This window comes from Pseudomonas sp. W2Aug9, from assembly GCF_023127755.1.
In the GTDB taxonomy this organism is placed as follows: domain Bacteria; phylum Pseudomonadota; class Gammaproteobacteria; order Pseudomonadales; family Pseudomonadaceae; genus Aquipseudomonas; species Aquipseudomonas synxantha_A.
Genome location: NZ_SPKL01000020.1, coordinates 205,202 through 225,999, shown reverse-complemented (window position 1 = coordinate 225,999; position 20,798 = coordinate 205,202). Strand labels below are relative to the sequence as shown.

At 62.5% G+C, this 20,798-nt stretch carries 24 protein-coding genes; 4 read left to right on the top strand and 20 right to left on the bottom strand.

Going from position 1 to position 20,798, the window contains the following annotated elements:
• The first annotated feature begins 35 nt into the window (after positions 1–35).
• Both E3O56_RS14675 and E3O56_RS14670 read left to right on the top strand, forming a co-directional pair.
• On the top strand, positions 36–929 hold the full coding sequence (locus E3O56_RS14675) for a LysR family transcriptional regulator (protein WP_032878301.1): 894 nt from the start codon (positions 36–38) through the stop codon (positions 927–929).
• Positions 930–1,017: 88 nt separating this feature from the next.
• The gene (locus tag E3O56_RS14670; RefSeq protein ID WP_032878300.1) at positions 1,018–1,404 is read left to right on the top strand and encodes a type II toxin-antitoxin system PemK/MazF family toxin; all 387 of its coding nucleotides are present in this window, start codon (positions 1,018–1,020) and stop codon (positions 1,402–1,404) included.
• 202 nt (positions 1,405–1,606) lie between these two features.
• Here E3O56_RS14670 and E3O56_RS14665 read toward each other — a convergent pair whose 3' ends face one another.
• Genes E3O56_RS14665 through E3O56_RS14570 form a run of 20 tightly spaced genes read right to left on the bottom strand, consistent with a single transcriptional unit; the run spans position 1,607 to position 18,933 of the window.
• A complete protein-coding gene (locus E3O56_RS14665) occupies positions 1,607–2,002 on the bottom strand; it encodes a hypothetical protein (RefSeq protein WP_032878299.1) in 396 nt (131 codons plus the stop codon).
• 26 nt (positions 2,003–2,028) lie between these two features.
• A complete protein-coding gene (locus tag E3O56_RS14660; protein ID WP_032878298.1) occupies positions 2,029–3,255 on the bottom strand; it encodes a beta-ketoacyl-ACP synthase in 1,227 nt (408 codons plus the stop codon).
• Positions 3,255–3,983, bottom strand: a complete 729-nt coding sequence (gene fabG, locus E3O56_RS14655) for a 3-oxoacyl-ACP reductase FabG (protein WP_216090631.1) — start codon at positions 3,981–3,983, stop codon at positions 3,255–3,257. Before fabG ends, E3O56_RS14660 begins: the two co-directional genes overlap by 1 nt.
• Positions 3,980–4,441, bottom strand: coding sequence for a hotdog family protein (locus E3O56_RS14650; RefSeq protein WP_078820098.1), 462 nt, complete (start codon positions 4,439–4,441; stop codon positions 3,980–3,982). Before E3O56_RS14650 ends, fabG begins: the two co-directional genes overlap by 4 nt.
• Positions 4,438–5,604, bottom strand: a complete 1,167-nt coding sequence (locus E3O56_RS14645) for a beta-ketoacyl-[acyl-carrier-protein] synthase family protein (RefSeq protein WP_248128467.1) — start codon at positions 5,602–5,604, stop codon at positions 4,438–4,440. The genes E3O56_RS14650 and E3O56_RS14645 overlap by 4 nt, the downstream gene beginning before the upstream one ends.
• Positions 5,601–6,083, bottom strand: a complete 483-nt coding sequence (locus tag E3O56_RS14640) for a hypothetical protein (RefSeq protein ID WP_148852982.1) — start codon at positions 6,081–6,083, stop codon at positions 5,601–5,603. The genes E3O56_RS14645 and E3O56_RS14640 overlap by 4 nt, the downstream gene beginning before the upstream one ends.
• Entirely contained in the window at positions 6,080–6,829 is a 750-nt protein-coding gene (locus tag E3O56_RS14635) for a class I SAM-dependent methyltransferase (protein WP_248128466.1), read from the bottom strand. The genes E3O56_RS14640 and E3O56_RS14635 overlap by 4 nt, the downstream gene beginning before the upstream one ends.
• Positions 6,826–8,073, bottom strand: coding sequence for an NAD(P)/FAD-dependent oxidoreductase (locus E3O56_RS14630; RefSeq protein WP_248128465.1), 1,248 nt, complete (start codon positions 8,071–8,073; stop codon positions 6,826–6,828). The genes E3O56_RS14635 and E3O56_RS14630 overlap by 4 nt, the downstream gene beginning before the upstream one ends.
• A gap of 33 nt (positions 8,074–8,106) precedes the next feature.
• Complete coding sequence (locus E3O56_RS14625) at positions 8,107–10,437, bottom strand: MMPL family transporter (protein ID WP_248128464.1); 2,331 nt, start codon at positions 10,435–10,437, stop codon at positions 8,107–8,109.
• Positions 10,409–11,104 carry an outer membrane lipoprotein carrier protein LolA gene (locus E3O56_RS14620; RefSeq protein ID WP_032878290.1) on the bottom strand — a complete coding sequence of 232 codons (696 nt, stop codon included), beginning with the start codon at positions 11,102–11,104 and terminating at the stop codon, positions 10,409–10,411. The genes E3O56_RS14625 and E3O56_RS14620 overlap by 29 nt, the downstream gene beginning before the upstream one ends.
• Positions 11,098–11,526 carry an acyl-CoA thioesterase gene (locus E3O56_RS14615; RefSeq protein WP_248128463.1) on the bottom strand — a complete coding sequence of 143 codons (429 nt, stop codon included), beginning with the start codon at positions 11,524–11,526 and terminating at the stop codon, positions 11,098–11,100. The genes E3O56_RS14620 and E3O56_RS14615 overlap by 7 nt, the downstream gene beginning before the upstream one ends.
• Positions 11,519–13,060 (bottom strand): aromatic amino acid ammonia-lyase, encoded by a 1,542-nt coding sequence (locus E3O56_RS14610; protein WP_248128462.1) that lies wholly within the window; start codon positions 13,058–13,060, stop codon positions 11,519–11,521. The genes E3O56_RS14615 and E3O56_RS14610 overlap by 8 nt, the downstream gene beginning before the upstream one ends.
• Positions 13,044–13,979 carry a glycosyl transferase gene (locus tag E3O56_RS14605; RefSeq protein WP_248128461.1) on the bottom strand — a complete coding sequence of 312 codons (936 nt, stop codon included), beginning with the start codon at positions 13,977–13,979 and terminating at the stop codon, positions 13,044–13,046. Before E3O56_RS14605 ends, E3O56_RS14610 begins: the two co-directional genes overlap by 17 nt.
• Positions 13,976–14,710, bottom strand: a complete 735-nt coding sequence (locus E3O56_RS14600; protein WP_078820105.1) for a glycosyltransferase family 2 protein — start codon at positions 14,708–14,710, stop codon at positions 13,976–13,978. The genes E3O56_RS14605 and E3O56_RS14600 overlap by 4 nt, the downstream gene beginning before the upstream one ends.
• On the bottom strand, positions 14,703–16,373 hold the full coding sequence (locus E3O56_RS14595; RefSeq protein WP_248128460.1) for an acyl-CoA synthetase family protein: 1,671 nt from the start codon (positions 16,371–16,373) through the stop codon (positions 14,703–14,705). Before E3O56_RS14595 ends, E3O56_RS14600 begins: the two co-directional genes overlap by 8 nt.
• Positions 16,370–16,915: a membrane protein gene (locus E3O56_RS14590; protein WP_032878284.1), complete on the bottom strand. Its 546-nt coding sequence runs from the start codon at positions 16,913–16,915 to the stop codon at positions 16,370–16,372. Before E3O56_RS14590 ends, E3O56_RS14595 begins: the two co-directional genes overlap by 4 nt.
• Positions 16,912–17,166: an acyl carrier protein gene (locus tag E3O56_RS14585; RefSeq protein WP_003187949.1), complete on the bottom strand. Its 255-nt coding sequence runs from the start codon at positions 17,164–17,166 to the stop codon at positions 16,912–16,914. The genes E3O56_RS14590 and E3O56_RS14585 overlap by 4 nt, the downstream gene beginning before the upstream one ends.
• 9 nt (positions 17,167–17,175) lie before the next feature.
• Positions 17,176–17,445, bottom strand: a complete 270-nt coding sequence (locus E3O56_RS14580; RefSeq protein WP_005784090.1) for a phosphopantetheine-binding protein — start codon at positions 17,443–17,445, stop codon at positions 17,176–17,178.
• Positions 17,423–18,235: a lysophospholipid acyltransferase family protein gene (locus E3O56_RS14575; RefSeq protein WP_078820109.1), complete on the bottom strand. Its 813-nt coding sequence runs from the start codon at positions 18,233–18,235 to the stop codon at positions 17,423–17,425. Before E3O56_RS14575 ends, E3O56_RS14580 begins: the two co-directional genes overlap by 23 nt.
• Positions 18,211–18,933 (bottom strand): beta-ketoacyl synthase chain length factor, encoded by a 723-nt coding sequence (locus tag E3O56_RS14570; RefSeq protein WP_078820110.1) that lies wholly within the window; start codon positions 18,931–18,933, stop codon positions 18,211–18,213. Before E3O56_RS14570 ends, E3O56_RS14575 begins: the two co-directional genes overlap by 25 nt.
• 315 nt (positions 18,934–19,248) lie before the next feature.
• Here E3O56_RS14570 and E3O56_RS14565 point away from each other — a divergent pair, with 315 nt between their 5' ends.
• Together E3O56_RS14565 and E3O56_RS14560 are read left to right on the top strand one after the other, a co-directional pair.
• Positions 19,249–20,019, top strand: coding sequence for a ParA family protein (locus E3O56_RS14565; protein ID WP_032878281.1), 771 nt, complete (start codon positions 19,249–19,251; stop codon positions 20,017–20,019).
• Positions 20,020–20,499: 480 nt separating this feature from the next.
• Positions 20,500–20,724, top strand: coding sequence for a DUF6124 family protein (locus tag E3O56_RS14560; RefSeq protein WP_216090636.1), 225 nt, complete (start codon positions 20,500–20,502; stop codon positions 20,722–20,724).
• The last annotated feature ends 74 nt before the right edge of the window (positions 20,725–20,798 follow it).

Below are 20,798 nucleotides of genomic sequence, written 5' to 3'. Positions count from 1 at the left end.
CTGTTTGATAGGTTCTACGACCTAATGAGGTGTGCATGGAATTACGTCACCTGCGGTACTTCATCGCCGTCGCTGAAGAACTGCACTTTGGCCGCGCCGCGCAGGTGCTGGGCATATCGCAACCGCCCTTGAGCCAGCAGATCCAGGCACTGGAGCAAGAGGTGGGGGCGCGGTTATTTGAGCGTACCAATCGTCGGGTCGAGCTGAGCGAGGCCGGGCGCCTGTTCCTGCAAGAGGCGCGGCTGGTGCTGGCCCAGGTCGACAAGGCGGCAGACGTGGCGCGCAGAGCGCAATTAGGAGAGCTCGGGGAGTTGAAGATCGGCTTCACATCTTCCGCGCCGTTCAATTCCAGTATTCCCCAGGCGATCTTTGCGTTTCGCCAGGCTTTCCCGGCAGTGCACCTCAATCTGCAGGAGATGAGCAGCACGGAGGTGGCCGAGTCATTGGTGGATGAGTCGATCCAGGTCGGGCTGATGCGGCCTTTGCCGTTGCCTGATTCGCTGAGCGTGGTCGAGTTGATGCGCGAGCCGCTGGTTGCCGTATTGAGCGCCGGCCATCCGTTGGTGGAAGGCAGCGAGCGCGGCCTGCACCTGGCGCAGTTGGCGCAGGAACCCTTTGTATTTTTCCCACGCACCTACGGCAGCGGCCTGTATGCCCAACTGCTCAACCTGGCCCGCGACGCCGGGTTCAGCCCGCATTTTGCCCAGGAAGCGGGGGAGGCGATGACCATCATCGGCCTGGTGGCGGCGGGGTTGGGCGTGTCGGTGTTGCCGGCGTCTTACCAGCGTATCCGCATTGATGGCGTGGTCTACCGCACACTGCTCGACCCGGAGGCGATGACGGCGGTGTGGCTGGTGCAGCGCAAGGGCGTGCAAACGCCGATGGCTAAGGGGTTTGTGGAGTTGTTGACGCGTCAGGTATTGGTGTAGGCGGGGTCACATATCAGGTAACGCAACCGGCTTAGTTATTCGCCAGAAACTTGCGCAAAATCACTCTTTTTCAGGCGAGTGGATATGGATGGCACTTCTCTATCAGCCCAAGGAGGGCAGCGTGTTGATTTGTGATTTTCGTGGCTATGAGGTTCCGGAAATCATCAAGATTCGACCTGTTATTGTGATACGCAAACACCGGACGAATAAGCTGCTCGTAACGGTGGTACCTCTGAGTACTACCGCTCCACAGCAGGTGTTGGAACACCATTTGCGGCTTGATAGCCATCTTCAGGGAGCGAGCCCGGTCTGCTGGGCTAAATGCGACATCGTCGCGACAGTCAGCTTGGGTCGACTGGACCGAATCAAAAGTAAAGATCGTCATGGCAAACGAACTTACAAAATCGCCGAACTCACCAATGACCAATTTTTGGCGATAAAAGCGGCGGTGCGCAGTGCGCTTGGGTTGCGATAAAGTGGGATATAGATGGACGGCGTTTTGCCACCGATTGCAGGTAATCTGCTTTCAGGCATACTGGCCGAGTTCCCGAAAGGGGCTTGTGAGACTCTGAGGATCCTGGGCAACCAGCCATCGCAGAGCCAGGCAGGAAGCGGCGATGACAAGCCAACCTGTTTGTGAAGAGGGCGCCGAAAGGCGCCCTTTGTCGTTTCTGGCCTTACTGCATCCCGGTCGAGCGCAACCCTGCCAGGATGTCCCTATCCAGCATGCTCACCCAACGGTTGTAATTGCGATGGATCTTGCCGTCCTTGTAGCCCAGGTCGCGGCTGTCGCGGTAGGTGATGGCGTAGCTGTTGCGGGTGTAGCGGATATCGATTGCTGCATAGAACTGGCCGCGCACGGTGATCTCGGCCTGCACCAGTTGCGGGCTCAGGCGTTGTACTGTCCACTCACGTTTTTGCAGGGCGGCGACGATCACCTGTTTCATTTTTTCTTCGCTGACCTGGGTCGTGGCCGGCAGTTCGTGCTGGGTGTTGAGCACTGGTTTGCTGGTGCAGCCGGCAGTGGTCAACAGGGCCAGGGTGATCAGGGTAGCGCGTAGCAGGGAAGACATTCCGTTTTCTCCAATCGATTAAAAAGTCAGGCCCAGCGGCGGAAGATCAGCGAGGTGTTGACGCCGCCGAAGGCAAAATTGTTGTTCATCACGTAGTCGTTGTGCATCTGGCGAAAGCCCCCTTGCAGGTAATCGAGCTCGCCGCATTGCGGGTCGACCGAATCCAGGTTGAAGGTGTGCACGTAGTGGTCGCGGTTCATCATCTCGATGCTGAACCACGACTCCAGCGCGCCGCAGGCACCCAGGGTGTGTCCGAGGAAACTCTTCTGCGAGCTGATCGGCATACGGCTGCCGAACAGGCTGCTGGTGGCCAGGGTTTCGGCGATGTCACCTTGGTCGGTGGCGGTGCCGTGGCCGTTCACATAGCCGATGGCAGAAGGTGCAAGCCCAGCGTCTTCCAGTGCCAGTTCCATGGCACGGCGCATGGTTTTCTGTTCCGGGCGGGTGGTGTGCTGGCCGTCGGCATTGCTGCCAAAGCCAACCAGCTCAGCGTGAATATGCGCGCCCCGCGCCAACGCGTGTTCCAACTCTTCCAGTACCAGGATGCCGGCGCCTTCACCAATCACCAGGCCATCACGGCCGCTGTCGTAGGGGCGCGGACTGGTTTGCGGCGCATCGTTTTTCAGGCTGGTGGCGTAGAGTGCATCGAACACCATGGCTTCGGTGGGACACAGTTCTTCGGCGCCACCGGCGAGCATCAAGGGCAGGCGCCCGAACTTGATCGCTTCATAGGCATAGCCGATGCCCTGGCTACCGCTGGTGCAGGCGCTGGACGTGGGGATCAAGCGCCCGGTGAGGCCAAAGAAAATGCTGATATTCGCCGCGGTGGTGTGCGGCATCATCCGCACATAGGAGTTGGCGTTTAGCCCCTCGGCCACGGAATTGAGCAGCATATTGCCGAACGCCTTGATCTCATCGGTGCTGCCGGTGGACGAGCCACAGGCCACGCCCATGCGCCCGTCCTTGATCGACGGGTCACCGAGCAAGCCGGCATCCTGCAGTGCCTGCTCCGCTGCCCACACCGCCAGGCGCGAGACGCGCCCCATGCTGCGCAATTGCTTGCGGGTCCAGTGCGCAGGCACCACAAAATCATCAATCGGCCCGGCCAGGCGCGTGTTCAATTCGGTAAAACGGTCCCATTCATCCATGCGCCGGATACCGCTGCGGTTGGCGCGAAAGTTGGCGGCGATGGTGTCCCAATCGCTGCCCAGGGAGGTCATGCCGGCCATGCCGGTGACGACGACGCGCTTCATCAGCACAAGCCTCCGTTCACGGCCAGCACCTGGCGTGTGATATAGCCCGCTTCGGCCGACATCAGGAAATTCACCGCGCCGGCGACTTCTTCCGGGGTGCCCATGCGTTGCGCGGGGATCATTTTCATCAGCTCTTCGACGGGGACGTTTTCATCCAGCATCGCCGTGTCGATCAACCCCGGCGCCACGCAGTTGACGGTGATCTTGCGTTTGCCCAGTTCGATCGCCAGCGCCTTGGCTGCGCCGATCAGGCCGGCTTTTGAAGCACTGTAGTTGACCTGGCCGCGGTTGCCGATCAACCCGGACACCGAGGTGATGCACACGACACGCCCGGCGGCGCGACGTCGAATCATCGGCATCATCACTGGGTGCAGCACGTTGTAGAAACCATCGAGATTGGTGCGCATCACCACGTCCCAGTCGTCTTCCGACAGGGCAGGGAAGGCGCCGTCGCGGGTCAGGCCGGCATTGAGCACCACGCCGTAGTAGGCGCCATGTTGCTCCACGTCGGCTTCAAGGATGGCCTTGCAACTGGCGCGGTCGGACACGTCGAATTGCAGCACCCGCGCCTTGCGACCCAGGGCCTCGATCTCGACCTGCACGGTGTCGGCTTCGGCGCGGCCACTGCGGCAATGCAGCACGATGTCATGGCCGGCCTGGGCCAGGCGCAGGGCAATGGCGCGGCCGATGCCACGGCTTGAGCCGGTGACCAGTACGGATTCAGTCATGACGTTGGGTCCTTCGATTCATCTAAATAGTTGGCCGCCTGGGGCGGTCGAAATACGTTCAGGCGCGCACTGGCCTGGATACCCTTACCGGTGAGGTGGCATTCGAACACACCCATGCCGTTGTCGTCTTCCAGGGAGCGCAGGCCGTGGATATTCAGCTCGGCGCCTGCCGGGAAGTACTCGACATTGCACTCGAACTTGCGTGTACCCAACAGGAAGCCCAGTTCCACCGCGCGGCCTTGCTGGCGTGCATGGCAGCCGGCATAAGCGGCGACGCTTTGCGCCATCAATTCCAGGCCGACCCAGGCCGGCAGGCTACCGTCAGGGCGGTTGAACAGGCCGTCGGGCTTGACGGTGACGCGGGTGCGGATCTGCTCATCATCGAACGACAGCACCTGGTCGATCAGGATCATGTCGCCCGCGTGGGGTAGCAGCTCGGCAAGTGGCCAATCGATCATGGGGCCTCTGCGATTATCAGGCTGACGTTATTACCGCCGAAGGCAAACGAGTTGCTCATCAGGCAGGTTTTTTTCAAGGTGTCGCCGCTGTGCGTCCATTGCAAGGGCGGCAGCGCCGGGTCGGCGTGGCCATCCCACACGTGAGGCGGCAGCTGGCCCTGAGCCAGGCTCAGCCAGCAGAACGCCGCTTCCAGCGCTCCGGCGGCACCGAGGGTGTGGCCGGTCATGGGCTTGGTCGACGAACAGGCCACACCGCCGGGGAACAGGCTGGCAACCGCCAGGCTTTCCATGGCGTCGTTGTGTTGAGTGGCGGTGCCGTGCAGGTTCAGGTAGCCGATCTGCTCGGGAGCCAGCTTTGCGCTGGCCAGGGCCTTGCGCATCGCCTGCAATGCACCCTTGCCGCTGGGCTCGGGCGCGGAGATATGGTGAGCGTCGCAACTGGCACCGCTGCCCAGCAAGGCGATCGGTGCCGGCTCGCGGCTCATCAGGAACAGTACCGCCGCCTCACCGATATTGATGCCGTTGCGGTTCACCGAGAACGGGTTGCAGCGCTCGCTGGATACCGCTTCCAGCGAGGTAAATCCGTTCAGGGTCAGTTTGCACAGGCTGTCCACGCCGCCACAGATCACCGCATCGCACACCCCCAGGTTCAGGAGGCGCTGGGCGCTCATCAAGGCACGGGCGCTGGAGGTGCAGGCGGTGGAAATCACGTAGGCCGGGCCGCTTAATTGCAGCCAGTCGGCGAGGAAGTTTGCCGGGGCGCTGAGTTCCTGTTGCTGGTAGTCGTAGTCGGCAGGGAACTGCTTGTCGCGCAGGTAATGGGCAATGCCACGGCTGGCTTCGTCGATGCCCGAGGTGCTGGTGCCAAGCACCACGCCGACTCGCCCTCGGCCATAGGTTTGAATGGCCTGACGGATCTCATCTTCAATCTGCAACGCCGCTTCCAGCAACAACTGGTTATTGCGGCTGCTTTGTTGAGCCAGTTCCACCGGCAAAGGCACCAGTTCGCCCTGGACGGCAGCCACCGGCACCACGCGCTCCGGCACCCAGCCGCTTGCGGCGCGCATGCCTGAGCAGTCACCGGCAAACAGGTTGCGGCTGACTTCGGCCTGGCCTCGGCCAAGGGCGCAGATCACACCGAGGGCATTGAGGTAAGCGGTCATCGGCTGATACCCAGCGGGGTGATGCGATAACTCAACGGCTGGCCGGCCATGTTCACGCTGAACACCTCGGAAGACTGATAGATGATTTGCCAATGGCCCGGCAGCGTGCGCGTCAGGTCCATGGCCTGGGCGTGCGGATACAGCGCCGGCACATCACCGGCCTGGGTCAGGGCAAACAGCAGCGCGGCAAACAGCTCCCGCGCCTGGGGATTGGGTGGCAGCAAGCCGTCGGCCTGCCACTGCCCATCGAGCAGTTTTTGCCGGGCCAGGGGAATGCCCAAGGGGTCCATCATCGACCAGCGAATCGCGTGGCCTTCGCGCTGGATCACCAGCAGCCAGTCCTGGCGCTGCCCGTCCGCCAGGCGCTGCACATGCAGTTGCATCGGCAAGGCCAGCGCCGGGATTTTTTCCGGCAGCGGTGCCTGGCTGGCGCAGGCACTGAGCAGCAACAGGCAACCCATTAACAGCAGGCGCATCATGAGGCGGCGTTCTCCAAAGGTTTGCGCGCTACGCAGTTGACCAGGGTTTCCTCGCGCTGGCCCACCGGCGGCGCCTTGCGCAGGCCCCAGCGCTCCAGCAGGCCGAAGTCGCTGGAGCGGCTCCACCACAGGTAGGGGTACGAGACATTCTGCGAGTCGAATTCAAAGCCTTGCTCGCGCAGCATCTCCAAGTACTCTTCGGCGCTTTTTTGCACATGCATCGGGTGGCGGAACAACCAGCGAATCACCCAGGTGTTGATATAGGCTTCGGTGGATTCGGCAAACAGCAGATAGCCGCCCGGTCTGAGTACCCGATAGAACTCCTTGAGTGCGCGATGTTGCTCGACCAAGTGGTGAAATGTCTGGTGGCAAAACACGATATCGACGCTGGCGTCCGGTACATCGAGGGTGGCGCAGTCACTGGCGATCAGCTCGACAGCCAGGCCCTGGCGCGCAGCCTCTTCACGGCTCAGCTCCAGACTGTGGGGGTCGGCATCCAGGCCGATCAGGCGTGAAGGCGCAAACACCTGCTGCAGCAACCGGAAGGACTTACCCTGACCACAACCGGCGTCCAGCAACACCGGGGCCACCGGCAGCGGCTCGCTGAACAGGCTGCGCAGGTCGTTGATCGCCACACGCAATACGTGATGCTGCCAGGTGTGGCTGCGCAGGAACCAGAAGCCGAACCTGGTTTCCTCGACATAATTTTTGCTCAGGTAGTTTTTTTCAACGGCAGGACTGCTCATACCGCTTCACTCGCACAAATATCCGACAACATCCGCAATCGCCGTTTAGGCTCGCTGACAAACGGGTTGCGCTCATCCCAGGCGTAACCGGCCAGGATCGAACTGATCATGCGGCGAATCTCCGGTGAGCTGCCTGGATGGAAAATCACATCCTGGAACGTACCGGCATACCAGCCTTCGACGTAGCAGCGGAAGGTATCGACACCGCGCTTCAAGGGTTCGGCGAATTCGCTTTGCCAGTCCACGGTCTCGCCGTTGAGCTGACGGTGCAGCACAGCGGCGGCCATGCTGGCCGACCGCATGGCGATGGTCACGCCGGACGAGAACACCGGGTCGAGAAATTCCGCTGCATTGCCCAGTAGCGCAAAGCCTGGGCCGTGCAGGCTTTTGACGTTGGCCGAATAGCCGCCGATGCTGCGTGCCGGGGTGTCCCAGACGGCGTTTTGCAGCACGGCGGTCAGGCTTGGCGTTTCATCGACAAAGCTGCGCAGGCAGGCGTCAAGGTCGCTGTCGCGGCCATCGAAATGCTCTTTGGCCGCAACCACGCCCACCGAGCAACGGCCGTTGCTGAACGGGATGGTCCAGAACCAGATGTCGCGCTGGGTCGGGTGGGTGGTGACCAGAATTTTGCTGCGATCAAAGCCTGGGTGTTCGATGCGGTCTTCGATGTGAGTGAACACGGCCTGGCGCAGCGGGAAGTTCGAGGGCGCCTCAAGGTCCAGCAGGCGCGGCAGCACGCGGCCATAGCCGCTGGCGTCGAGCACGAACTTGGCTTTGATGTGGTACTCGCTGCCGTTCTGTCGGCGCACATGCAGGTAGCGGCACTCGCCGGAGAAATCCACACCGACAATGCTTTGGCCATAGCGGATTTCCACACCTTGCAGCGCCGCCTGATCGGCCAGCAACTTGTCGAACTCGCCGCGCTGCACCTGGAAGGTGGTGGGCTTGCCGTTGCTGAAGGTGTCGCCAAAGTCAAACGCACTGTAGCGCTCGCCCCAGGCGAACGCGGCGCCGGTTTTTACCTGGAAGCCCGCCGCTTGCACAGCGTCCAGCATCCCGGCTTCTTCGATGAAGTCTATGCAGTGCGACAGCAGGCTTTCGCCAATCGAAAAACGCGGGAAATGCTCGCGTTCGATGATCAATACATCATGCCCTTTGCGCTTTAGCAGCGCGGCCGCAATGGCACCGGATGGCCCGGCACCGATCACCACCACCTGGCGACGTTCCATTTCAACTGTGGGCACGAGGGCTCCTTGCCGCATGGGCGATAATCGCATTCATAAGGTGTGTTTCTGCTGGGCTGCCCAGGGCGCCAGCATAAAGCTGAATGCCAGGCCCAGGCTGACCGATAAACCGAAATTACTCACGGCCGGTGTGCTCGACACCGCCAGCAGGCCGAACGACAACCAAGTTGTCAACGCCGCCAGCAGTGTTCCCAAGAGGCTGACGGCCGGGCCGCCGATCTGCTCGCGCATCAAGATCGCGTAGTCAACGCTGATGGCCGTGACCAGCAACAGGCCAAACAGGCTGAACAAGGTCAGCGGCTGGCCCAGCCAGCCGAGGCTGGCCAGGCTGCACAGCGCGGCCAGCAGGGGCAGGGCGACGATACGCAAGGCGCCGCCAAAACCGAAGGGCGCAATCAGCAACAGCACGATCAGCACGCACGACAGCAACTTCAATTCGGCTGCGCTGATTTGCGTGTCGGCAAACACGCGGTTCAAGTCGCCCAAGCGATCGACCAGTTGCACGCCGGGCAAATCCAGCGCCTGCACCCGCAGCAACGCCGGGTTGTTCAAGCCTTGCAAGCTGACCATGGCCGCCACGCCGCCGTCGACCGGGCCGAGCCAGAGCGTGCGCCAGGGTTCGGCCAGCGGGCCTTGCAGCGCTGCGTCAATGTCTTGAGTGGGCAGCGCCTGCAACTGCGCGACTTCAGCCTGCAGGGCACTGACGGGCACGCCGAGGTCCAGCAGCGGTTGCCAGTGTTGCGCCAGAGTGTTCAGCGCATCGCGCAGTTGTTGCTGCTCCTCGGGCAGGTTCACCAGTTGACTGAGCGCCAGGTAACCCTGGAGCTTGTCCATGTTCACCAACTGATCCAGGCGTTTGCCCAAGGCGGCCTGGCGTTCCAGCAACTGCTGCTGATTATCTGCGCGCACCAGGAAAAACTGGCTGGTGGGCTGGAACCCGGTGATGCGCGCTACGGCCTGTGCCTCCTGGAGCAATTGCGGCGGCGCGCCGATCCACTGGCGAATATCGTTCTTGCTGTTGAGCTGCCACAGGCCGGCGGCGCAGAACACCAGCACCGCCACCAGCAGCACAGAACCGGGCACGCGTTTGATCAAGGCGGTACGCAGTTGCCATAGGGCCTGGGCGACACGCAGCGGCCATTGCGCCGGGCGCAGCTCCACACCCTTGAGCAGCGCAGGCAGCAGGCACACCGCACACAAATAAGCCCCCACCAGCCCGGCGGCGGAGAACACCGCGATTTGCGTCAGCGCCGGGAAGGGTGTCCAGGCCAGCGCCAGGTAGCCGATGCAACTGGTGGCCAGGCTCAGGCTCAGCCCCGGCAGGGTCAGGCGCAACGCCGGCCAACTGCGCCAGGGTTGCAGGCTCCAGCTTTTGGACAGGTAGTGCAGTGGGTAATCCACCGCCACGCCGATCAGGCTGGAGCCCAGCACCAGGGTCATCACATGCATATGCCCAAACAGTGCCACACAAGCGACTGCGCCAAACAGCATGCCCACCAGCACCGGCACAAATGCCAGCAACACCCGCCAGCGTCGGAAGGCCAGCAACAGCAACAACAGGATGCCGATGGTTGCGCCACCGCCGACCCAGGTGATTTCCCGCGTGGCTTGCTGCTGCCCATTGGCCGCGTAGAGCAAGCCGCTGGCGGCGAGCAATTGCGCGCCGTGTTCACCCGCCTGCTCGCGGCTGGCCTGGAGCAAATCCGCCACTTGCAACGGCAATTTCATATCGAAGGCATTGCCGTGGGTGCGTGCCCGCACCAGCACCCAGCTTTGGCCGTCGGCTTCGGCGATCAAGGCGCCGCTGCCGATGTCCAGCTGAACCGCGCCGTGTTGTGGCTGGCTGTTCTGGATACGCCCGGTCAGGCCGAGCCAGTCGTCCTGGCTCGGCACCAGGCTGAAGCCGGTGAACGGGTCGAACAGCGCTTGCACCCGTTGCTGGATAAAGGCGTCGGGGCGTTCGATCAGTTGCTCACGGTCGTTGGCCGAGAGCATCGACAAACGCCCACGCAGCAGTTGCTCGCGCAACGCCGGCAAGTCGGCTTGCAGGTTCCATTGCACCTGTTCAAACAGACCGCTGGCCTGCCAACGCTCGCCCATTTGCTGCGCCGCGGCCAGTGCTTGCTGGCGGTCGGCATGGCCCACCAGTACCAGCATCTCGCGGTTCAGCGGTTCTTGCATACGCTGTTCGGCCTGCTGTTCCAGGGCGTCCGGCGTACTGCCCGGCACCAGTTCCATCAGGTTGGCCGACAACGGCGCGCCATCGCGCCACTGCCAGCCGGCCAGGGCCAGCACGGCCACCAGCAGGATCAGGAACAGGCGCGGCAGCAGGCGCTCACTGGGCAAAGTCGTGTTGCTCCGCATCGCTCAAGGGTTGGTCGGCCGTGCTGTCCTGCATACGCAATACAGTGCTGTCGCCCTGGGTTTCCAGCAGCTCGATGGTTTGCACCAGTTCGCCGCCGTCGATATTGATCCGGGTGAACACTTGCTTGAGCAGCAATGAGCGCGGGGTCAGCGTGAGCTTCCAGTTGTGGGGCTGGCCTTGCAGTTGCAGTTCGAAGTCACGCTGCAAGCCGCTGCTGTCGCCCTGGAGTACGGCGAGAAACAGGCGATTCTGTTCGGCCCCGGCGCTCTTGTTCGGCAGCGGTTGCCAGCCGTTGGCGTCACGCCGGGCGATGCCTTGGCCTGTGATGCGGTAGTCCTGTTGCAGCGGGGTCTTGAGCAGCCATAACAGGCCGTGGTCCTTGGCGAGCACGAAGGTGCCTTTGCTGACCAGCGGCTGGGGCAGGGCGCGCAGGTGTTTTTCCTGAGTGAAGCTGCCGTGGATGACAGAGGGTTTTGCAAGCTGATCGCTCAACTGCTGCAAGTCGAACGCCTGGGCCAAGCCTGGAACGCCCAACAGCAGGATAAGCACAATCCCTGTGGGAGCGGGCTTGCCCGCGAAGAACCTGAGGACGCTGCGTAGTGTCAGGCGTCGTGCGTTATCGTTAACGACCATCGCGGGCAAGCCCGCTCCCACAGGGGTCAGCATTTCAGGGCCCTTTCTACGGCATCGGTGAATATCTTGGGCGAGGCAAGTTGCATCTCGCGGTTGGCGATTTGCACCGCCACTTGCACGGTGCTGGCGCGGGTCAAGCGCTCGCCGCTCGCCAGGTCAGTGATCAGGTAGTTGACCTTCAAACGGTTCTCCCACTCCACCAGGCTGGCACGCACATTGAGCGTCTGGCCGAAGGTCGCGCCACGTACATAGCGTAGCTGCATGTCGATCACCGGCCAGGCGTAGCCGGACTCGAGCATCGCCGTGTAGTTATGGCCGATCTTGTCCAGCAGCGCACAGCGCGCCACTTCCAGGTACTTCACGTAGTGCCCGTGCCACACCACGCTCATGGTGTCGATATCGAAAAACGGCACGAGGATTTGCGTGTCGCAGTGCAATACGCCGGGGCTACGCATGCAGCCTCCAGTGTTGCGCGGCGATGCGTTGCAGGCACAGGCGCAGTTCGCCTTCCAGGGCACGGTCTTCGATGACTGGCGGGAAGTCCAGGGCCAATTCTGCGTGCATTGCGGCCAGTGCCGGTGGCAGCGCTCGGGCATCTTCTGCTTGGGCTCGCAGCCACACGCCCTGGTTGGCGGCGAGCAGGGCGGCGGCGGCTACTTGTTCGGTCAGCTCCAGTACGCGGATTGCATCGCGGGCAGCGATGGTGCCCATGCTCACCTTGTCCTGGTTGTGGCACTCGGTGGAGCGTGAGAACACACTGGCCGGCATGGTGTTCTTCAATGCTTCGGCGGTCCAGGCGCTGGTGCCGATCTGCACGGCCTTGAAACCGTGATTGATCATCGCGCGGTCGGCGGGGGCGCCCGAGAGGTTGCTTGGCAGGCCATGGTTGTAACGCACGTCCACCAGCAGCGCGAGCTGGCGGTCGAGCAGGTCGGCGACGTTGGCCACCAGGGTCTTGAGGCTGTCCATGGCGAAGGCGATATGCCCGCCGTAGAAGTGCCCGCCGTGCAGCACGCGTTCTGCTTCGGCGTCGATGATTGGGTTGTCGTTGGCGCTGTTGAGCTCGATCTCGATAAATGAGCGCAGCCAGTTCAGGCTGTCGGCCAGCACGCCGAGGACATGAGGGGCGCAGCGCAAGGAGTAGCGATCCTGCAAGCGATGCAGCGGCGCCGTTGGCGCATCAATCGCCAGGTCGTTGCGCAGCCACGCGGCCACTTGCATCTGCCCAGGGTGCGGCTTGGCGGCGAACAGGCGCTCGTCGAAGTGTTCCGGGTTGCCTTGCAGCGCCACCACATTGAGCGCGGTGATGCGCGTCGCCAGGTGGAGCAGGTAGTCGGCGCGGGCGAAAGCCAGGCAGGCCAGGCCAGTCATCACGGCGGTGCCGTTCATCAAGGCCAGGGCTTCCTTGGGGCGCAGCACCAAAGGCTCCCAGCCCAGTTCGCGGTGCACGTCGACCGCCGGGCGGCGTTCGCCACGAAACAGCACTTCACGTTCGCCGGACAAGGTCGCTGCCACGTAGGACAGCGGCGTCAGATCACCGCTGGCGCCCACCGAGCCTTCTTCCGGGATCAGTGGCAGCACATCGTGTTCGAGGAAGGCGTGCAGGCGTTCCAGCAGTTCCACGCGTACGCCCGACACGCCATGGCACAGCGACTGCAAACGCGCCGCCAACACGGCGCGGGTGGCTTGGGCGTCGAGCAGCTTGCCCAGGCCGCAACCGTGAAAGGTGTACAGGTGACGCGGCAAGGCTTCGACGTGTTCCAGCGGTACCGCCACCACGCAGGAGTCGCCGTAGCCGGTGGTGACGCCGTAGATCACGCCTTCCTTGTCCAGCAGCGAGTCGAGAAACTGCGCGCCCTTGGCGATGCGCTGACGATAGGCAGCATCACCCTGCAATTGCGTGGGCGCCTGACGGTTGGCCAGGGCCAGCACGTCTTCGATGCGCAAGGGGCGTTCGCCAAAGGTTACCGGCTCAAGATGCGTCGTCATCGGTCTTCCAGAAAGGGTAAAAGTTGAACCATTGTTGGGGCGCTTGCAGGCAGAACTGGCCCAGGCGTGCGGCGTAGCGGGCGGTCCACTCGGCAATCACCTGCTCGCGGGTGCTGCGCTTCCATTCGATCAACGGTGCGAAAGGCTCGATGGTCAGGCGATAGCGGCCTTGGTGTTTGAGGCACATCAGCAGGTTCACCGGGCATTTGAGCAGCCCGGCCAGCAGCCACGGGCCTTGGGGGAACGCAGCCGGGTGACCGAGGAAATCCACGCGCACCGTGCGCCCACCGTGCAACGGTATGCGGTCACCGGCAATCGCCAGCCATTCGCCGTCGTCCAGGCGCTGGCTGAGCAGCAGCATGGTGGCCGGGTCCAGCTCGCTGACCTGGATCAGGCGCAAATGGCTGGCCCCGGCTTCGCCCAACAGGCGGTTGAAACGCTCGGCGTGCTTGGTGTGCACCAACACGTTCATGGTGACCTGTTCACCGATCTCCGCCAGTGCACGGCACACTTCCAGGTTGCCCAGGTGCGCGCCTACCAGCATCTGCCCGCGCTCGCCACGCAGTTGCCCGCGCAATTGCGCCGGGTCGTTGATTTCGATCTGTTCCAGGCCCAGCCTGCCGTTCCATACGTCGAGCTTGTCGAGCAGGGAATCGGCGAAGGCCATGAACTGGCCGAAGACTTTCCGGTGGCTGGGCAGCAGTTCATCGCGCCCACTCCATTGGGCCAGGCGCTGTTGATATTGCCAGGCGCTGTGGCGCGCCGTGCGGCCAAACAGAAAGAAGTAGAAAACGATGCTGTAGAGCAAAGGGCTCAACAGGCGACGACCCAGGATTTTTGCGGCGAGCGCCGTGAGCTTCATCAGCCAGAAGCTGCCGCGTTCCTCGCGGTCGGCCCAGTGCTTGGTGCTGTCGCTCATGCCTGCCACCGTCGCCACAGGATCATCGGCGCACGCACCAACATGCCGAAAAACAGCCGCGTGTGCATGGCGCTGATGCGAACGTTGTCGCGGAACAAGCGAAAGTGCGACAGGCCGTCGGCCGGGTAGTGCACCTGGGTCGGCAGCCAGCGCATCGGTTGGTTGCGCCAGGCCAGGCGCACCAGGATGTCCGAGTCGAAATCCATGTGCGTGCCGATGTAGGCCGAGTCCATCAAGGCCAGGGTTGGCGCCAGCGGGTACACGCGAAAACCGCACATCGAGTCGCGAATCTGCAACGACAGGGTGTTGATCCACACCCATACGTGGGTCAGGTAACGCGCATACAAACGGCCTTTGGGCACGCTGTCGTCGTATTCGGGGTAGCCGCAGATGACGGCGTCAGGGTGCCGGCGCGAGGTGTCGATAAAGGTCTCGACTTCACGCAGGTCGTGCTGGCCGTCGGCGTCCACTTGCAGGGCGTGGGTGTAGCCCTGGCGCGCCGCTTCGCGAAAGCCGGCCATCACGGCGCCACCCTTGCCCTGGTTGCTGGGCAGGGTCAACAGGGTGACGTTGTCGAGGGTGGCCAATTGCGCCAACACCGCTGCGCAGGCCGGGCTGCTGCCGTCGTCGACCAGCAGGCACGGCAGGCCGCTGCCCAGCAGGCTGCGGACCACGGCGGGTACGGCAGTTTCGTGGTTGTACACCGGAATCAGGGCGCAGGGGTTATGCATTCGCAGTCACCAACTGTATGCGACCGCTGGAACAGGCGGCAACGCCGTTACGGTAGGTGAAATAAAGCTTGCTGCGTTCCCGGTCAAAGCGCAGGTGCAGTTCAATCTGATCGCCCGGGCGCACCAGTTGCTGGAACTTGAGTACTTCCATACCGGCGAAGGTGCTCGGCAAGTCGAACAGTTGCTGGCCCAGGTTGAACGCCCATTCCACTTGCACCACGCCCGGCAGCACGGGCGTTACCGGGAAGTGTCCGCTGAAATAGGCCAGGTCCGGCGGAACGCTCAGTTGCACGGTCCATTCGCCATCGGCTTCGACCTGCTCCAGCACTTCGGGGGCTTTTGGCCGGGGAGCCAGCAGAAGTGCTTCGATATCGGCCTGGGGCAGCTTGCCCTGGCTGTTGAGCGGCAATTGGCGCAGCAACCGCCAGCGACGGGGCAGGGCCAGGGCTTCGCAATGTTGGCCCAGGTGCTGGCGCAGGGTTTGGGTGAGCGTGCGCCGGCCCTGGTTGCGCAGGGCATGCAGGCCATCGCTGCTGAGCACCACCAGCGCGCCAAGGGAGGCGCGGTTTTCCTGCACTACACCCAAGCGGGTTTCGGCGACCCAGGGATGGGTCATCAATGCCTGTTCGAGCATCGGCAGGGAGATGCGTTTTTCTTCCAGCTTGACGATACGGTCCAGGCGGCCCAGCAATTCGAAGCGGCCATCGGCATGGATGCGTGCAGCGTCGGCGGTCTGTTCGATGTGCCCTTCGGGCAGGTACTTTGATGCGATGCGCAGCGCGCCGTCGGCATCCTGGCTCAGTTGCACGTCGGCAAACGGCTGCCAGGGTTGCGCGCCCTGGCGCCAGGCGATGCCGCCGGTTTCCGAGCTGCCGAGAATTTCCGTCGGCCATTGCTGCAAGCGGTCATACAGACTGCCGGCGGCTTCAACGGGCAGCGCGCCACCGGAGGAAAACACCCGCGCAACCTGGCTCAGTGCCGACCAGTCGAGGTTGTCGCCCATGCGTTTGAGCAGCGCCGGGCTGGCGACCCAGGCAAATTGTGGGTGCTCGCGGCTGGCGCGCTGCATGTCTTCGGGGAACGCCAGTTGCTTGCGCACAAAGGTGCGACCTGCGCACAGCGGCCACAGCACGCGAAACAGCAAGCCGTAGATGTGCTGGGTGGCGACGCTGCCGATGATGCAGGCGTCTTTGAGGTCCGCCCCCCACAGGGCTTCCAGCGCCTCCACTTCATTGGCCAACTGGCGCAGGGACTTGTCGATGCGCTTGGGCTCGCCGCTGGAGCCGGAGGTGCACAGGCTCAGTTGGCAGGTGTCCAGGTCGAGAACCGCAGGGCTCAGTGGCGCCTGGTACAGCGCCTCGAGATCAGCGGCTTCGATCAACCAGGCGTCGACGGCAGGATCCCAGCGATGGCGGGTCTGGGGCTGCAGGTCGGCCGGCAGCAGTACGCTGGCACCGGCGCGCCAGGCGCCCAGCAAGGCAATCGCCAGGACGCCCGCGTCTTCCAGGTACACGGCCAGGCGCTGGATGCCTCGCGCCTGCAAGCCGGCCGCCAGGCGCAGGGATGCTTCCCACAGCTGGGCGTGATTCATGTCAGGCTCGGTGGTGACCCAGCGCTGTTGCAGCGGCTCAAGCAACAAGTGCTCAAGTTTCAACCCATTCATACGCGGCCTCGAACCCTTTGTCGTACCAGCCATTCCACGGCAAACAACAGCGCTATCAGCCCGTAGGCGATCAAGCCGTTGTACAACGTCCACCAGCTCAGCGGCGCCCACAGCGTGAGCGCGGCGGCGAGCAAGCCGTTACACAGAAAAAATGCACTCCACACCACGGTGACCTGGCGGGTATACACGATTGCCTTCGGCGGCAGTTGCGGGTCAGTCATGCGTGCCAGGCGCTCGACCATCGGCGGGCCGTATTTCAGGCTCAGGCCGAACAGCGCCAACATGAACGCGCTGACCAGGCTGGGGTACCAACGCAGCCACTGCGGGTTATCGAACCAGGCCAGCAGTACGCAGAACACGATCACCGTCACCGCCATCCAGCGGCTGCCCGGGCGCCGCCCAGCGGTCAGGGCGCGCAACAGCCACAGGCTGCCCAGCAACAGGCCGAATTGCCACGGTGCAAAATGCTCGGTGCCGTAATACACCGCAAAGGGGTACAGCAGCCCCGCCAACAACAGGCCAAGGCCGATCAGCCGGCTCATGCGGCGGGCTGGACCAGACGGTATACCGCCTCAACCACGTCGTTCACCGTGCGTACGGCCTTGAACTCTTCGGCGGCGATCTTCTTGCCGGTCTGGCGCTTGATGTGGTCGATCAGGTCCACGGCGTCGATGCTGTCGATTTCCAGGTCTTGATACAGGTTGGCGTCGAGGGTGACGCGCTCCGGGGGCAGCTCAAACAGTTCCACCAAGGCATCGCGCAGGGTGTTGAAAATATCGTCACGAGTTTGCATGGTACGGTCTCAAGCTGCCTGTCGGGCCGTGACGAACGCCGCAAGGCTGGCCACGTTGGTGAAATGATTGCGGGTGTCCTTGGCGTCGGCATCGATCTTGATGCCGTAGGTTTTCTGGATCGCCAGGCCCAATTCCAGGGCATCGACCGAGTCCAGGCCCAGGCCTTCGCCAAACAGAGTCTGTTCGCTGCCAATGTCGTCGGCGCTGATGTCTTCCAGGCCCAGGGCCTCGATGATCAGCTCTTTTATCTCGTGCTCAAGGCTTTTTTGGTCGCTCATCTTCGGCGAGCTCCTTAATGAAATAGTGATGCAGGTAATCGTTGAGCTTGCGTGAAGCCTGGGGCGCGGCGCCGAGCGCGGCAAACGCTTGTGGCTCTATATCGGCCCCCACGCGCAAACTGAAGTGAAATCGACGTTTGGGGATGCGATACCAGGGTTCGGCCTTGGTCAGGGTGGTGGGGCTGACCTTGATCACCACCGGGGTGATGATTGTCGCACCCCGCAGGGCAATGGCCGCGCCGCCGCGATGAAAGGCGGGGGCCGCGCCGGGTGTGGTGCGGGTGCCTTCGGGAAAGATGATCAGGGTCTGGCCGGCGCGCAGGGCGTCGGCAGCCGCATCGAGCATGTCGGCGCTGCCGTCGTTGCTGATGTAGCCGGCATCACGCACCGGCCCGCGGGTGAAGGGGTTCTGGAACAGGCTCTGCTTGACCACGCAGTTGGTCTGGCGCATCAGGCCAATCAGGAACACCACATCGATCAGCGACGGGTGGTTGGCAACGATCATCTGCCCTGGACGCCCGAGCTTTTCGGCGCCTTCCACGCTGTAGGTCAGCACGCCGACACGCTGCATCAACCGCACAAAGAACCAGAACAGCCGGCTGATGGTGTGACGTGCACGGCGCTGGTGCTGTTCGGCACTGCCCGGCAAGCAACTGAGCAATGGGAACACCAGCAAACGCAGGCACAACCCGCCCACGCCGAACAGGAAAAAGCTCGCGGCGGTAGCGAACAGGCGCCAGTAATAGGCGTCCCGAGGCTTGTCGGTCAGGGCTTGCGTTGCCAGTTCCATACTCGGTTCTTCCAGGCATGTTGGCAGGCGCCCTGTTCGGTCAGCAGGGTGCGCAGCAGGTTCAGGGCGTGGGGCCACTGGGCGATGGTGGAGGGTTGGACAGTGCCGGTGGTAAGTTCCAGCTGCCACTCGTCGCCCGGTGTGAGCAACAGGCCGAGGGCATAGGGGAACGGTACGTCATGGATCCAGCCGGCGTAGGCTTCGGGCGGCTGTTCTTCAGTGATCACCAGCAGCACCGCCGGGGCGCCTTCGTTGAGCAGTGCGGCGGCTTCGAGGAGGCCGTGCTCCAGGCCATCGCCAACGGCGGCGAGGGCAGTCATCTCGGCGGTTTCATTGCGCAGGATCGACCACAGGCCGATCACCGCGTTGTGCACCGACAGGCTGAACTGGGTGGGCGACAGCGGCTGCTCGTTGGCCAAATCGCTGAGGATATCCAGGGTGCGCGGGGTTTCGCCGTGGCGGGAAATGAACACCAGCGGCAGCTCTGCAAGGCCCTCGGCCAGCGGCCAGCCGACGCTGAATGCCATGCGCGCCAGCCGGCTCAAGCGGCGGCGCTGCATAGCTGGCAGAAATGACACATCCGGGCAGGCTTCGCTGACGGGCAGCAACACCGGGTCCCGGCACCAGGCGTGCCAGTCGTGCGCACTCTCAAGGCCAGGAGCCCAGGCGCGCCATTGGGCGATGTTGAAGTTGATCACTGAGAAGTTATCCCGCCCCTGCGGGCTTCCATGTGCGGCCAATGGCCCCGGATTCCGGGACAGAGAGCAATAGCCGAATGGCGCGCATTATCCCGGTGCCGCGGGGTTCTAGCAAATAGTGGTGAAAATTTGTTCACTATTGATCACAAATAAGTTGGAAGAATTTACAGATTGTCGGCGATCACAGGCCAGGCTGGGTCGTCGGAGATTTCCCATTCATTTGTGAGCCAGGCACAGCGTATGGATGAACGAGGTAGCTAACTGGCGCTTTTGCGCTCTACACTCGGTCATTCATTGATACACGGAGGTTTTTCCATGCGGCGCGTGGTGTTCAATCAAAAAGGCGGCGTGGGCAAGTCCAGCATCGCCTGCAACCTGGCGGCGGTCAGCGCCAGCGAAGGTTATCGAACCCTGTTGGTGGACCTCGATGCGCAAGCCAACTCGACCCAGTACCTCACCGGGTTGACGGGCGAAGACATCCCCATGGGGATCGCGGATTTTTTCAAGCAAACGTTGTCTTCCGGGCCGTTTTCGAAGAAGAACAAGGTTGATATCTACGAAACGCCGTTCGACAACCTGCACGTCATCACCGCCACCGCTGAGCTGGCAGACCTGCAGCCCAAGCTCGAAGCCAAGCACAAGATCAACAAGCTGCGAAAGCTGCTGGATGAGTTGAGCGAGGATTACGACCGGATTTACCTCGATACTCCACCCGCGTTGAACTTCTATGCGGTTTCTGCGCTGATTGCGGCTGATCGTGTGCTGATCCCCTTCGATTGCGACAGCTTTTCGCGCCAGGCCCTGTATGGCCTGCTGGCGGAAATCGAAGAACTGAAGGAAGACCATAATGAAGGCCTGGAAGTGGAAGGTATCGTGGTTAACCAGTTTCAGGCCCGGGCGAGTCTGCCGCAGCAGATCTTGGATGAACTGATTGCCGAAGGGCTGCCGGTGCTGCCGGTGTACCTGGCCAGCTCGGTGCGAATGCGCGAGTCGCACCAGGAGAGCAAGCCGCTGATCCACCTCGACCCACGGCATAAACTGACGCAGCAGTTTGTGGAGCTGCATAATCTGCTGGAAAATGCCTGACCCCACAGGCAGCGCAGAACACTGTGGGAGCTGGCTTGCCTGCGATGGCATCACCTCGGTGTACCAGGCAGACCGAGTCGCCTGCATCGCAGGCAAGCCAGCTCCCACAGTTTGGATTGCATTTCGGCAGGTGGGTTGGATTTGTCCCACAGGGTCTGTAGGAAGGGTCTGGCAATTGGGCTTGTGCCTTGTAACCTTGCCTACAGCTACGCCAGAATCCGCCGGCTTGTGCGTCTGGATGGGCGTCTCTAAGGTTTGCCGGTCGCTGAATGTTCAGTGATCGGGTTTAGTAGCCCGACCGACCAAAGCATGTGCACCTGCTCCAAAAGCATGGCGTTATCGCCTATCTGATGGTGGCTGTGCGCAGGGCACCTTCGGGTGCGCCGGTCTTTGCTTTGTTCCCCGGTCTACTAACCTGCGTACAGCTGCCACCCTTCGTTTAGTAGCGAAACGGTAGTGGCCCTATCAGGGAACAAATGCATGTCTATCCGTCTTTTCAATGTTTCACCCAACCTCCCCACCGAAGCCCTCGTGCTCAACAGCTACGAAATCTTCTCCTCCGTGCGCACGCTATTACTCAACTTGTCCAACGACCTCACAGGCGAACATCGCGATGTGGCTCTGGCGATTCACCAATTAAGCGAACTGGGCGTCATGCTGGTCGGCCAGATGATGGACCGCGAAGCCCCACTCCCTCAAGGCTGAAATGCGGTCAAAATGTGGGAGGGGGCTTGCTCCCGATGGCGGTGTGTTAGTCCCCTGATAAGTTGACTGGCTTA

What these genes read in the sequence shown, in the direction of transcription:
- E3O56_RS14675 (WP_032878301.1), top strand. Translation starts at nt 36, where the DNA reads ATGGAATTACGTCACCTGCGGTACTTCATCGCCGTCGCTGAAGAACTG.
- E3O56_RS14670 (WP_032878300.1), top strand. Translation starts at nt 1,018, where the DNA reads ATGGCACTTCTCTATCAGCCCAAGGAGGGCAGCGTGTTGATTTGTGAT.
- E3O56_RS14665 (WP_032878299.1), bottom strand. Translation starts at nt 2,002, where the DNA reads ATGTCTTCCCTGCTACGCGCTACCCTGATCACCCTGGCCCTGTTGACC.
- E3O56_RS14660 (WP_032878298.1), bottom strand. Translation starts at nt 3,255, where the DNA reads ATGAAGCGCGTCGTCGTCACCGGCATGGCCGGCATGACCTCCCTGGGC.
- fabG (WP_216090631.1), bottom strand. Translation starts at nt 3,983, where the DNA reads ATGACTGAATCCGTACTGGTCACCGGCTCAAGCCGTGGCATCGGCCGC.
- E3O56_RS14650 (WP_078820098.1), bottom strand. Translation starts at nt 4,441, where the DNA reads ATGATCGATTGGCCACTTGCCGAGCTGCTACCCCACGCGGGCGACATG.
- E3O56_RS14645 (WP_248128467.1), bottom strand. Translation starts at nt 5,604, where the DNA reads ATGACCGCTTACCTCAATGCCCTCGGTGTGATCTGCGCCCTTGGCCGA.
- E3O56_RS14640 (WP_148852982.1), bottom strand. Translation starts at nt 6,083, where the DNA reads ATGATGCGCCTGCTGTTAATGGGTTGCCTGTTGCTGCTCAGTGCCTGC.
- E3O56_RS14635 (WP_248128466.1), bottom strand. Translation starts at nt 6,829, where the DNA reads ATGAGCAGTCCTGCCGTTGAAAAAAACTACCTGAGCAAAAATTATGTC.
- E3O56_RS14625 (WP_248128464.1), bottom strand. Translation starts at nt 10,437, where the DNA reads ATGCGGAGCAACACGACTTTGCCCAGTGAGCGCCTGCTGCCGCGCCTG.
- E3O56_RS14620 (WP_032878290.1), bottom strand. Translation starts at nt 11,104, where the DNA reads ATGCTGACCCCTGTGGGAGCGGGCTTGCCCGCGATGGTCGTTAACGAT.
- E3O56_RS14615 (WP_248128463.1), bottom strand. Translation starts at nt 11,526, where the DNA reads ATGCGTAGCCCCGGCGTATTGCACTGCGACACGCAAATCCTCGTGCCG.
- E3O56_RS14610 (WP_248128462.1), bottom strand. Translation starts at nt 13,060, where the DNA reads ATGACGACGCATCTTGAGCCGGTAACCTTTGGCGAACGCCCCTTGCGC.
- E3O56_RS14605 (WP_248128461.1), bottom strand. Translation starts at nt 13,979, where the DNA reads ATGAGCGACAGCACCAAGCACTGGGCCGACCGCGAGGAACGCGGCAGC.
- E3O56_RS14600 (WP_078820105.1), bottom strand. Translation starts at nt 14,710, where the DNA reads ATGCATAACCCCTGCGCCCTGATTCCGGTGTACAACCACGAAACTGCC.
- E3O56_RS14595 (WP_248128460.1), bottom strand. Translation starts at nt 16,373, where the DNA reads ATGAATGGGTTGAAACTTGAGCACTTGTTGCTTGAGCCGCTGCAACAG.
- E3O56_RS14590 (WP_032878284.1), bottom strand. Translation starts at nt 16,915, where the DNA reads ATGAGCCGGCTGATCGGCCTTGGCCTGTTGTTGGCGGGGCTGCTGTAC.
- E3O56_RS14585 (WP_003187949.1), bottom strand. Translation starts at nt 17,166, where the DNA reads ATGCAAACTCGTGACGATATTTTCAACACCCTGCGCGATGCCTTGGTG.
- E3O56_RS14580 (WP_005784090.1), bottom strand. Translation starts at nt 17,445, where the DNA reads ATGAGCGACCAAAAAAGCCTTGAGCACGAGATAAAAGAGCTGATCATC.
- E3O56_RS14575 (WP_078820109.1), bottom strand. Translation starts at nt 18,235, where the DNA reads ATGGAACTGGCAACGCAAGCCCTGACCGACAAGCCTCGGGACGCCTAT.
- E3O56_RS14565 (WP_032878281.1), top strand. Translation starts at nt 19,249, where the DNA reads ATGCGGCGCGTGGTGTTCAATCAAAAAGGCGGCGTGGGCAAGTCCAGC.
- E3O56_RS14560 (WP_216090636.1), top strand. Translation starts at nt 20,500, where the DNA reads ATGTCTATCCGTCTTTTCAATGTTTCACCCAACCTCCCCACCGAAGCC.